The following is an 11924-nucleotide window of genomic DNA, read 5'->3' on the forward strand; positions in this document are numbered from 1 at the left end:
CATGGCCTTGCAAGCCTTGCGACTGACACCCGGTGTGAAGTTTATGAAGAATTTACCATAACGATTCTTTGAACGCCGTGGACGAAATGTGTATCCCAGAAAATCAAACTTCTGCACGGGATTTTCTCCTCGACGATCATCAGGCAATTCATATATAGCAGCATGACCGGTTTTACTTATGGAATTTTGCACCTGCTCCTTCAATTAATCACATCAAGCCTTCAAGCCTGAGTTTGGTCCACAATCCTCTCAATGTTGCCCGCTGATCTCGCCCCCCAACTCCCCCGCCAGCTCCCGAACCACCGCTTCAAACTCCAGCCCCTCGCCCCGCTTCATCGCCGCGGCATAGCCGGCCTTCCCCAAGGCGGCTTCCAAGTCGGCACGCAGACGGATGACCTGCGGGTCGGCGGCGAGCCAGCCTTTCGGCCGGCGGGGATGAATTGACAGCATCCCCATGTGCTCGGCGGCGTTATTCAGTTTCCCGCGGGAGGCCATGACAAGGGTCGCGGGGACAAGCGCCCACACGATATCTTCACGGACGCCGGCCGTTAGTGCGCCGGAGAAAAGATCTTTTAGGCGCGCTCCGGCCTCTTCATGCCGTCCCGCCCCGCAGAGACAGGCGGCCAGGGCGACAGTGGCCGATCCTTGCCCGGCCGGATTGCTCCTCATATGATGGACCGCCTCCTCGAGCATCGGCAGGGCGGCGGCATAGTCTGCATTGATAGCGGCCATGTATCCCATGGCAATCTGACTCGATCCGATGGCGATAGGATCGTTTGATTCGCGGGCATACAGCTGCGCCTCCTCCGCAAACTCGCGGCCGCGCTCAGGATCGCCATCTTGCAACTCAATGGCGGCCAATCTTACGAGATTCCAAGCCAAGGGGCCCAGGTTATTCGTTTCCCGAGCCAGACCGATCGCTTCTTCTTTGTAGCGCCGGGCGGCGTCGATATCCCCTCTGTCCAGGCAGGCCTCGCCCAGATTGCCGATCACCGTGGCGAGAACGATCTTGTCGCCCGCTTTGTATAATAGATCATAGGCCTTCTTGCCGGTCTCAAGATTACTCAGACCCAAGTGCGATCGGCAAAACCCAATGTAATGATTAATGAGCCCGCGGTAGAAATCGTCACCGATCTTATCGTACAACTCGAGCGCGTCCTGAAACTTGCCTATAGCCGTCTCCAGCTGGAGTCTATTCATCAGCGCCCTGGCCATCGTCAATGTGCAAAACGCAATTTCATGTGGATCGCCGAATCTTCGCGCGCTCTCCAGGGCCTCTTCAACCGCGGCAGGATCCGCCTCCCCCCCTTTAGACAACAGACCTTCACGCCGCGCCAGCAACCGTACGCGGGTCGCGCCGGCGTCGCCGCCGGGATCCGGTGTGAGAGTCTCCAGGGCGCGTTCGAAAAGTTCCTCCCCGTTATATTGCCGCCGGAAGAAGCAAAATTGATAAAGGCAATGCATGGACGCATCCAAAAGAACAAGATTCCTTCGTTCAACGGCCCACTGCCATGCCGCGCGGACATTTTCGAAATCCGACCTGATGTCATCGAGGGCCGCGAGCTGGTCCCGCCCCTTGATGTCGGCTTCGCGGCCGGCGACCGCCTTCAGATAATAGGCCGCGTGGGCGTCGCTCACATCCGCCGCATCTCCAAGGCCCTCAAGCCGCTCCCCGGCATACCGGCGGAGCATTTCGTGAATGTGAAAGCGGCCTGATGCCGCATCGCGGCGCAGCAACGATTTGTTCACAAGCCCCATCAGCGTCCGCAACGGAATACCGGTCACCGCCTGCGCCGCCATGCGGGTGCATCCGCCGCGGAAAAGCGACATCCTGGCAAAGGCGTCGCGTTCCTCATCCGTCAGGAGTTGCCACGAGTAATCGAAGACGGCCCGCATCGAGCGTTGGCGGTCCGGCAGGTCGCTCCTCTCACTTTCCAGAATGTTAAAGCTCCGCCCGATCTCGCCGGCAATCTCCTCCAGTGATAATGTATCAACCCACGCCGCGGCCAACAGAATGCCGAGGGGGATCCCTTCCACCAGGCGGCAGGTGCGGGCCAGGTAATGAAGATCCTCTCCCTGCAATGCGAAGTCGGTGCGCACGCGCTGGGCGCTCTGCATGAAAAGCTGCACGGCGGAATATTGAAGCGCGTCTTCGGGTGTCTCCCAGTTCGGGAAATGAAGCGGATCGAGATGAAGAACCGTCTCCGTATTCAGGTTGAGTCGGGTGCGGGATGTGGCCAGCACCGTGACGTCGGGAGCGGATTGTAGAATAAACGTCACGAGCTCGCGGCCCTCGAGGAGATGCTCAAAATTATCCATGATGAGCAGCACCTGTTTGTTGCGGAGATAATTGAGAATCTGCTCCTGGGGCGTGCCGCGTTCCGAGAAACGAAATCCGGTTGCATCGGCAATGGCGGAGGGGATACCCGCCGGATCACGCAACGCCGCCAATTCGACAAAGAACGTCCCATTGCGGAACGCGTTGAGATGACACCCGGCGGCCTCGAGCGCCAGCCGGGATTTGCCCATGCCGCCGGGGCCAAGCAGGGTGATCAAGGGGTGATCATGTTTTGTTAAAAGAGCACCCAGCTCCGCCAATTCCTCCTCCCGGCCGATAAACGGAAAGGCCTGGTGGGGCAGGTTGTGCTTGAGGCGTGCGGTGGGTTCGGAGGCCGGTATCGTGAATTCCGATCGCTCCTGAGAACGCGGGCCGGACGTGGCGGCGGCATTCATCCCCTTGATCATGGTTTCAAGTTCCGCACCGACACGGCGCACAGAGGGGATGCGGGCATCGCGGTTTTTGTCCAACATGCGATAAATAAGATCGATCAGATCGTTGGAGAGATCGGTTCGCATCTTCTGGATGTCGGGCAAGGGATTATTCAGAATGCCGGTAATGAGCGCGCCCGGAGAATCGCCGGCAAAGGGGCGGCGCCCGATCAGCATCTCAAACAGCAGCACACCGAATGACCAGATATCGGCCCGATGATCGACCGGCAGCCCCATGCAGCTCTCTGGACTCAAATAGGCATAGGTCCCCACAACAGCCCCTTCATCCGTCAGGCTCTCCTCGCCGGCAAAATGGGCGATGCCGAAATCGGTCAGGCGGGGCGTGCCGTCCTCGGCCAGCAGGACATTCGCCGGTTTGAGATCGCGATGAATAATGTTAAGGCGATGGGCGCGGGTCAGGGCGTCGGCGAGATCGAGAGCCAGGTTCAGCGACCGGTCGATGGGCATCCCTTCCGGCGAAGCGGCGAGGAGCGCGGCAAGATCACCGCCGGCGACATATTCCATGACGATGTAATGGCGGTTTCCTTCTTCAATGACATCCAGCAGGGTCACGATGTTGGGATGATTGAGATCCCGCAGCGCTTCACCTTCACGCCGGAAACGCTCCAGCATCTCCGGATGCCGCTGGATGAGGTCAGGTTTGAGAATCTTGATGGCGACGGTATGGCCGGATGAGGCGTCGGCGGCCTGATACACATCGCCCATCGCCCCGGAGCCGAGGCGGGAGCCAAGCGTATAGCGCCCTCCAATCCTGCTCATCTCCACTCCTCGCATCATCAAAACACGGGATCGCCAGAGGAAAGCTCACCGTGAGATTGAAACGAGGCGTCCCGGATTTCAAGCGAAAGGATTGAAGTCCTTTCGGATCAGCCGCAGCTATTTAGGCTCCGCGCCCATCAGTCCCTTTTCAATCATACTGATCAGCTCTTCATCATTCGGAGCCGTCCGGGATCCGAACCGGCCGATCACGCGACCCTCGCGGCTGATGAGGAACTTGTTGAAGTTCCATCCGATCTCGCCGCCGAAACCTGGATTGAGCTTCTCTGATGTCAGGAATTGATAAAGCGGGTGCATGTCCTTCCCCTTCACGCTGATTTTCTCAAACATCGGGAAGGTTACATTGAACTTTGCGCTGCAGAATTTGGCGATCTCTTCGTTCGATCCCGGCTCCTGATTCATGAAATTGTTGGCCGGGAAGCCGAGCACCTTGAAACCCTGATCCGCATATTTCTCATAGAGCGCCTGCAGACCTTCATATTGGCCCGTAAAACCACATTTGCTCGCGACATTAACAATGAGGAGCAGATCGCCCTTATACTCGCCGAGTGCCGTCTTGGTCCCGTCAATCTTGGTCACGGATATGCCATAAAGCGGCACGACCGTTTCGCCGACAATGCTGACGGCGGCAGGCCTCTCGTCGGCCTTGCCAAAACCCAACAGGGAAGCCATCAGGGATAGGAACATAATAGCAACGCCCTTTCTCATCGTATCTCTCTCCTTCATATCTCGCGCCTTCATATCTCGCGCCTTCGCATCTCGCGCTATCGCATCTTGCGCCTTCGCATCTCGCGCTTTCGTATTCGGTATCTTTCGCTGCACCTGAGACTGGAACAACGGCTAATTCCACCGCTTAGAATAACACACAGGTACCAGGGGATGATCCATTGGTTCCACCGAGCGACAGGAAAGGGCGCCGCCGAGTTGATCGGCCGTGGTCATCCGTTAAGATCTGGTGCGAAAGGGGCCGGACGATGACGGATGACAAAAAACGACACATTGCCATGATGGCGCTCCCCTATCTTGCGGTCCTGATAGGGCTTTACCTCTTCCGATCCGCCTGGATCTCCATCCTTCTTTATCATCTGGGGATCATGCTCTTCTTGCTGAGCGGCCGCCCGAAAGCTGTGTGGCAGCGTCTTTTTGACGGATGGTCTCACGGCCCGGGCTTGGCCGCCGCCCTCCTCTGCGCCGGCTGCGGACCGATCATCGCGCTTCTCTGGGGAAGGGTTGCCATCGCGCCGCAGGAACTCACATCCGCCCTTGCCGGATTCGGTCTCTCCGGCGCCGACTGGTGGCTCTTCGCTGCTTACTATGTAATCCCCCATCCCATCCTCGAGGAACTCTTCTGGCGCGGTCCGGACTTTACGCGGAGCCGAGGTTTGATCCTCGCGGATGCGGCCTTTGGCGGATACCATCTCCTCGTTCTTTTACAATTTCTTCATCTCTTCTGGGCCTGCGTTTCCGTCGTTGTCTTAATTTTAGTGGCTTGGCTCTGGAGACGCATCGCCGCGCGCTATCAGGGGCTCGCCATACCGATCATCTCTCACGCCGCGGCGGCGCTGAGCACCATGGCGGCTGTCTATTTTCTGAGCCGGAATTGAGCGGTTCCCAACTTGACAACCGTTACCACAGGAGGTAACATTATTCTGCTATGCTCATGAGGGGCGATGCCCCGAGGAAGGTGCTGGAGTTGATCGCCGAGCTCGAATTAGAGGGATTGTTATGAAAATCCAATCGTTAAGGTTTATGTCGATAGAGAATTGGCCCGGGAAGGCTTTACATATCTTCTTGATTCCGGCGACGACGGCACAATTCACATTGAACAAATATTAGAGTATAACTTGGATCCCGACTATCTGAAAGAGCTCTTGCTCTACAAATTGACACTTGAGACCCGGAAGCGATTGGAAGTAACTCGATTGTCAAAGTGAGAAATTATCCGGAGGTTGGGAACATCCGCTGCGCAGTTTTACCGCCTTACCGATCAAACGAATTACCGGAAATCAATCGGTCAGTTGCTCTCCTTATTGAAGATTCTGGATTGTGAAGTAGATTTTATTGTACGGGACAAGAGCGCTTAATGCCTGAATGATTCTTAGGGCTTTCAATCTTTCGCCGCCACTTGACGCCGATCACATGGCTGCTATGCTCCCGCGTTGCCTCCAGAAAGGAGTCGTCATGTCTCTGTCTAAAAAGCTGCTCTCGAACAAGCCGATCCAGCGTGACATCGGATTGCTGATCATCCGTATCGGGATCGGACTCACGGTGATGACGTTGCACGGCTACGGGAAGATCAAGGGCGGGCCCGGTCTTTGGGATAACCTCGGCGGCGCCATGTCTCAATTCGGCATCACCTTCGCCCCGAAGTTCTGGGGGTTCATGGCGGCCTTCAGCGAGTTCGGAGGGTCGGCCTTGCTGATCCTGGGACTTTTCTTCCGACCGGCGGCCGGGCTCCTTGCCTTCACCATGCTGATTGCCGTCTTGCGGCACCTCAGCATTCCCGCCGGAGAACAGGGCGCAGGCTGGTCGGGGGCGTCACATGCGATGGAGCTTCTCGTCGTTTACCTCGGCCTCCTCTTCGCCGGATCGGGACGCTATGCGATCGGGACGCTATTTAACAAAAAGGATTGACGGCGGCGATCAAAATCAAAAGGGGACCCGCTCGCGGCCGGGAGTTTCTATGAGAATTTTGGTTTTGATCCCATAGCGCATCCACGGATCACTCACACAAAGAGATTATGAAAACAGAAGAGGGAATCCAAAACAGAAGGAGAATCAAATGGACACGCTAACCGCCATCGAAGCGCGCCGAGCTGTTAAACATTACGATCCCGACTTTGAAATGCCTGAAGAAGATGTCAACACCCTCATGTCAAAGGCCTTGCGTTCCCCGACGGCCTTTAATATCCAGAATTGGCGTTTTGTGCTGGTTCGGGATCCTGAGCTGCGGCGGCAGGTTCGGGCGGCGGCATGGGGCCAGGCGCAGGTGACCGATGCCTCCCTCCTCGTCGTTCTCTGCGCCGATTTGAAATCATGGGAAAAGGATCCGGCCCGGTACTGGAAGAACGCGCCGCAACAGGTTCAGGACTTCGTGGTTCCCTCAATTATTCAGTATTACAAAGATCGCGATCAGGTTCAACGCGACGAGGCGATGCGCTCTTGTGGAATCGCCGCACAGACGCTGATGCTGGCGGCCAAGGCGATGGGATATGATTCCTGTCCGATGGACGGATTTGACTTCGATACGGTCGCCAAGTTGATCCACCTACCGGAGGATCACGTCATTGCGATGTTTGTCGTCATCGGCAAGGCGACCCAAGAGGCCCGTTCGCGGGGCGGGCAATTGCCGATGTCGGATGTCGTCCTGACCGATCGCTTTTAGTCCCGGCGCCCAACCCGGAGACTCGATACGAGGCCGAGGAGCCGGATCGACCCCTCAGCCTTTCCTTGCAAAAAATGCACACAGTGGGCATTTATTACATGCATAAAATACCATCCCAGGAGATAATTTCCTTGCAATAAATACCGATGTTGGTAGGATTTTTCATATGAAACGTACCATCACTCAAGCATTGCTTGACTGGAGAGATCGCGAAACACGGAAACCCCTCATTCTTCGGGGCGCCCGTCAAGTGGGTAAAACCTATAGTCTCTTAGAGTTCGGGAAAAACCACTTTCCGCGATTTTACTATGTAAACTTCGAGCGAGATGTTCGAGCCAGGGAGCTGTTTGATAAGAACCTGGATCCGGCCCGTATTTTGGATGACTTGCAGCTCTACTTCGATTCTGCAATCAATCAGCCGACGGATCTCATCATTTTCGATGAGATCCAGCATTGTCCTCATGCCCTGACCTCACTCAAATATTTCCATGAGCAGAGCCCGCAGCTGGCCATTTGCGCGGCCGATTCTCTTCTCGGCGTTACCCTAACCGGCGAATCGTTTCCCGTGGGGAAGGTGTCCTTTCTGGATTTGTACCCGATGAATTTCGAGGAATTTCTTGAAGGCATCGGGAAGGAACGTCTGGTGAATTCGGTTCGTTCCTATGTTTTTACAAAACCCCTGCCCCAAATCGCTCATGATCAATTGTGGGAACATTGGAAACAATATCTTATCGTTGGTGGTTTGCCCGAAGTCGTCGCGACATATCGGAATAAAATGGACAACCAATATGAATCCCTAAAAGCCACCCGTGAAATCCAACGTGACCTTCTCGAAACATATATGGGAGATATCGCCAAACACTCAGGAAAGACAAATGCATTGCACATCGAACGGCTCTGGCGGAATGTAACTCATCAACTTGCCCGATCCCAAGATGGATCCACTTCAAAATTTAAATTCAAAGATGCTGTGCCTGGAATACGCGGTTATGACCGGTTGGCTTCTCCCATGGACTGGCTGGAAAAGGCAAACCTCACAATACGAACCTCCATTATTGAAAGGGCGGAAACGCCACTGAGAGGTTTTTCCAAGGAAAATCGGTTCAAGCAATACTTTTTCGATGTGGGGCTTCTAGGCGCCTTCAGCGATATCGAACCTGTACATTTCCTAGATTTTGATTTTAAGACCTATAAAGGATATGTAGCCGAGAACTTTGTGGCCCAGGAATTTCGTGCTTCGGGTATTCAAAATCTATATTGTTGGGTGGGGAGAATGGCGGAAATCGAATTTCTAATTGAGGCGGCCTTCGGCATTGTCCCCATCGAAGTGAAATCCGGGAATGTTACACGATCAAAAAGCTTAAACGTCTATGAGGAACGGTACTCACCGCAAAAGAGCATAGTGCTTAGTGCAAGAAATATTGAGAGTCGGAATCCCCGCATACACGTTCCCATTTACCTTGCAGGAGCCATAAAGAATCACCTCATGAAGAGGGAAACCCCATGAAAAGAACAAAGAACGATCGCGCGCTCCGTTTTTACAGCGAGGTCCTGGGCCTTGAACGGATTCATTACGGCCTTTGGCTGCCCGAGGATGAGCTCTCTCTTGAGAACCTGAAAAAGGCGCAAATTCGATATGAGGATCTATTAATCGAGCAAATCCCCTCGGACGCCAAGAGCATTCTGGATGTCGGTTGCGGCACCGGTGTCATGTCTTCAAAGCTCAAAGAGCTGGGCTATAATGTAGAAGGGCTGTCGCCGGATATCAATCAGCAGGAAGTCTTTGCCACAAAAGTCGATGCCCCTTTCCACTTCTGCTGCTTTGAAGAGTTCACACCCCAAAAGAAGTATGACGTCATCATCATGAGCGAATCGGCGCAGTATATCCCTCTGCCTCTGCTCTTCAAGACAGCCGCCCAGGCCTTAACAGGTTCAGGCGTCCTCATTATCTCCGATTATTTTGTGAACAAAGAGGCGACCGGCAAGATGGCGAAGAGCGGGCACAGATATGAGCTCTTTTTGGCTGAGGCTGAATCGAACAACTTCGCCGTCATGAAGAACGAAGATATCACCGACGGCATTACGAAGACTTTGGATATAGGAAAACTATACGTTGACAAGATTCTGCTTACCGTGAATATCTTCAGCGAGAGATTTGTTATCCGGCATCCGCATGTGACCCGGCTGGCATTGTGGCTCGGTCGAAACAAAATCAAATCGGGCAAGGAAGAAATGCAACTGATCGATTCAAAACAGTTCAAAGCGAACAAAGCATACAGGCTGATTGTATTTCGGTCGGGCGGCGAAGGTGTGTCCTGATCGTCCATCATACCAAGATGTGCGGCGTCCAATGAACGTCGCCGGAGAATCTATCTCATGACAAAAAGGCTCAGCCCCCAACAGGCCGCGGCGAAAACGCTGAAGACGCTGAATTCAAAGGCGGATAAAAAGAAGGCCGAATCATATCAACGTTATTTTAAGGAGCCTGTTTTATTCTTCGGCCTGGGTAATGAACAATCGACACAGCTCCGGAAAGACCTGATTGACAGCGTTAAGGATTGCTGGACGATTAAAGACGCGGTCAGCTTCTGTAATGAGATGGTGAAAGATCCGCATATGGAATCGCGGGGGATCGGTTTTCAGGTTGTGGCCCACTTTGCGCCTAAGGCCGCCCCCGGCCTTGTGAAAGATATCAAGCGCTGGCTCGAGCGTTCGGCCGATAACTGGGCGCTTGTCGATAATCTCGCCCCTTCCGTGCTCGCTCCCCTCATTGATGCGCATCCCGATCTGATTCCAGAGGTGATCTCCTGGACCGAATCATCCGTACAATGGGTGCGGCGGGGGGCTACCGTCGCCTTTGTGCCGCTGGTTAAGCAGAAAAAGTATGTGCCGGCCGCCTATAAAATCGCGACACGTCTCTTTGATGATAAAGAAGATCTCATGCACAAGGCCGTCGGGTGGCTCCTTCGGGAGACCGGCAAATCAGATATGGAAGAGCTAATGACATTTCTTCTCAAACACGGCCCAAAGATCCCCCGCACCAGCGTCCGTTACGCCATCGAGCGGTTTCCAAAAGATGAGCGCAAGCGCCTCCTCGAAGCGACCAAGGGCGGGGCCCCCAAAAGATCCGCCAAGAAGTGAGCATGGCCGCCGGATATCCGATCCCATACAAATCCCCATGTAACCAATGGACTGCTTCTGAGTATTCACATTAGGAGGCAGTCATGGATTCATTCGAAACGATCTATCGCCGGCACGCATCCGCCGTCTTCCGCTTTGCTTGGGGATTGTGCGGCGATCGCAGCGGGGCCGAGGATATCGTTTCGGAAACCTTTGTGCGAATCCTTACCAAAGCGCCCAAGATCAAGACACAGACCGCACTCGCCTACCTGCTGGCGGTGGCCCGCAATACCTATCTCACCGGGCAGCGTAAAAGACGGCGGGAGGTTCCACTCACCGACGAGATCCCCGCGCCGTTACAGGATCCCGCCGATCGATTGGACGATCAGGCGCGGTTGGCATCCGTCTTCAAAGCGCTCGGAAATCTTCCGGAAGGCGAAAGAGCGGCCCTGCTCCTTCGCGTCGATCATGAACTGCCGTATGAGGATATCGCCAGCGCCCTCGATATTTCCGTGGGAGCGGCGAAGGTCAGGGTTCATCGCGCCCGCATGCGCCTCGCGGATGCCCTGGCGGGCAAAGATGAACAAAAAGGAGGACATCGTGAAACTCGAAGTCACTCGTGATGTGATAGGCGATCTCTATCCGCTTTGCCGGGCAGGCGAAGCAAGCCGTGATAGTCAATCGCTGGTGAAGCAATATCTGGCCGAAGACAAGGAGTATGCTATGAAATTGACACAGAGTGAACAAATGCCGCATTCGATCCCATCGATACAGCTATCCCCGGATGCCGAGCGTCTGCTTCTGGATGATGCGAGGGAACGGGCGCGGCTCAAGCTGTTGTTGATCGGCGGTTCCATTGCCCTGGCGGGACTTTTGGCCATCGGCGCCTTGGGAATGCTTTTCATTAGATCCGGCGGTTTTTAACAACTGCTGTAAGGTTTTGGTAAATCGTGTAGAGTGATGCTGTCGTAGGGATTCCAATTTTCAGGGGGATGTCGATGTTCGGCGCTGAAGAGATCATCCAGAAGCTTCAACTAAAACCGCTTCCTCATGAGGGTGGGTATTACAGGGAGACTTACCGCTCCGGCTTCAACATTCCCACCGGCGCGCTGCCATCGAACTATGACAAGGATCGGCATGCCAGCACCGCCATCTACTACTTGCTCACGCCGGATACTTTCTCCGCGCTGCATCTCCTGCCCGCAGATGAGCTCTTTCACTTCTACTGCGGTGATCCGGTCGAGATGCTGCAGCTTCACGCCGACGGCGCCGGTGAGCTGATAAAGATCGGAAACGATTTGAAACAGGACCATCGGCCGCAGATCCTGACACCCGCCGGATCCTGGCAGGGTTCCCGGCTTGTCTCCGGGGGCAAGTATGCCTTGATGGGCACGACCATGGTTCCCGGTTTTGAATTCACCGATTATAAGGCGGCTGTTCGCACAGAGCTGATATCGAAATACCCCGAATTTGAAGAACTGATCAAGGAATTGACCTTGGATTAGCGGCGCCCCGGGAGCCCCGCAATCACCTTGTAAACCCATTAAATAGGCAGGCTCTGTAACCGGGGAGTTTACACATTGAACAGTTGGCTGCGGTTATTTGATCAATGGGCCATAGATCGATCATCACCCCATGCAAGTTTATCCGGAATCCACCGATAATTTTAATAGTGCTTATCGATTAACTCAAAAGATGGCTTGACAACCTTAGTTAGCCGAGCTTTTCGAATCTTGATTGTGTTTCATGGAATCCTGGCAATCCTTCTTGCCGGATTCCTGACAACCCTTCCCACGATCGCTTCAGCCTATTTAGGAACACCAACGCAGGATCCCTATGCCAATGGTGATGG

At 54.5% G+C, this 11924-nt stretch carries 13 protein-coding genes; 11 read left to right on the plus strand and 2 right to left on the minus strand.

Going from position 1 to position 11924, the window contains the following annotated elements; genetic code table 11:
• Positions 1–249: 249 nt before the first annotated feature.
• Together KJ970_08040 and KJ970_08045 are read right to left on the minus strand one after the other, a co-directional pair.
• Positions 250–3549, minus strand: a complete 3300-nt coding sequence (locus tag KJ970_08040; protein ID MBU2690867.1) for a protein kinase — start codon at positions 3547–3549, stop codon at positions 250–252.
• A 117-nt stretch (positions 3550–3666) separates the two neighbouring features.
• Complete coding sequence (locus tag KJ970_08045; protein ID MBU2690868.1) at positions 3667–4275, minus strand: glutathione peroxidase; 609 nt, start codon at positions 4273–4275, stop codon at positions 3667–3669.
• Positions 4276–4541: 266 nt separating this feature from the next.
• Between KJ970_08045 and KJ970_08050 the strand changes: the two genes are divergently transcribed.
• The 11 genes from KJ970_08050 to KJ970_08100 all read left to right on the plus strand — a co-directional run bounded on the left by KJ970_08050 (position 4542) and on the right by KJ970_08100 (position 11577).
• Complete coding sequence (locus KJ970_08050; GenBank protein MBU2690869.1) at positions 4542–5171, plus strand: hypothetical protein; 630 nt, start codon at positions 4542–4544, stop codon at positions 5169–5171.
• A gap of 159 nt (positions 5172–5330) precedes the next feature.
• Positions 5331–5501 carry a hypothetical protein gene (locus tag KJ970_08055; protein MBU2690870.1) on the plus strand — a complete coding sequence of 57 codons (171 nt, stop codon included), beginning with the start codon at positions 5331–5333 and terminating at the stop codon, positions 5499–5501.
• 15 nt (positions 5502–5516) lie between these two features.
• Positions 5517–5651 carry a hypothetical protein gene (locus tag KJ970_08060; protein ID MBU2690871.1) on the plus strand — a complete coding sequence of 45 codons (135 nt, stop codon included), beginning with the start codon at positions 5517–5519 and terminating at the stop codon, positions 5649–5651.
• Positions 5652–5748: 97 nt separating this feature from the next.
• Complete coding sequence (locus tag KJ970_08065; GenBank protein ID MBU2690872.1) at positions 5749–6201, plus strand: DoxX family protein; 453 nt, start codon at positions 5749–5751, stop codon at positions 6199–6201.
• 148 nt (positions 6202–6349) lie between these two features.
• Entirely contained in the window at positions 6350–6952 is a 603-nt protein-coding gene (locus KJ970_08070) for a nitroreductase family protein (protein MBU2690873.1), read from the plus strand.
• Between the two features lie 166 nt (positions 6953–7118).
• The gene (locus KJ970_08075; protein ID MBU2690874.1) at positions 7119–8459 is read left to right on the plus strand and encodes an AAA family ATPase; all 1341 of its coding nucleotides are present in this window, start codon (positions 7119–7121) and stop codon (positions 8457–8459) included.
• On the plus strand, positions 8456–9271 hold the full coding sequence (locus KJ970_08080; GenBank protein ID MBU2690875.1) for a class I SAM-dependent methyltransferase: 816 nt from the start codon (positions 8456–8458) through the stop codon (positions 9269–9271). Before KJ970_08075 ends, KJ970_08080 begins: the two co-directional genes overlap by 4 nt.
• Before the next feature lie 57 nt (positions 9272–9328).
• The gene (locus KJ970_08085) at positions 9329–10093 is read left to right on the plus strand and encodes a DNA alkylation repair protein (protein MBU2690876.1); all 765 of its coding nucleotides are present in this window, start codon (positions 9329–9331) and stop codon (positions 10091–10093) included.
• A gap of 83 nt (positions 10094–10176) precedes the next feature.
• Positions 10177–10695 carry an RNA polymerase sigma factor gene (locus tag KJ970_08090; GenBank protein MBU2690877.1) on the plus strand — a complete coding sequence of 173 codons (519 nt, stop codon included), beginning with the start codon at positions 10177–10179 and terminating at the stop codon, positions 10693–10695.
• On the plus strand, positions 10673–10996 hold the full coding sequence (locus KJ970_08095; protein MBU2690878.1) for a hypothetical protein: 324 nt from the start codon (positions 10673–10675) through the stop codon (positions 10994–10996). The genes KJ970_08090 and KJ970_08095 overlap by 23 nt, the downstream gene beginning before the upstream one ends.
• A 68-nt stretch (positions 10997–11064) precedes the next feature.
• Complete coding sequence (locus tag KJ970_08100) at positions 11065–11577, plus strand: cupin domain-containing protein (GenBank protein MBU2690879.1); 513 nt, start codon at positions 11065–11067, stop codon at positions 11575–11577.
• Positions 11578–11924 lie beyond the last annotated feature (347 nt).

This window comes from Candidatus Eisenbacteria bacterium, from assembly GCA_018831195.1.
GTDB lineage: Bacteria > Eisenbacteria > RBG-16-71-46 > CAIMUX01 > JAHJDP01 > JAHJDP01.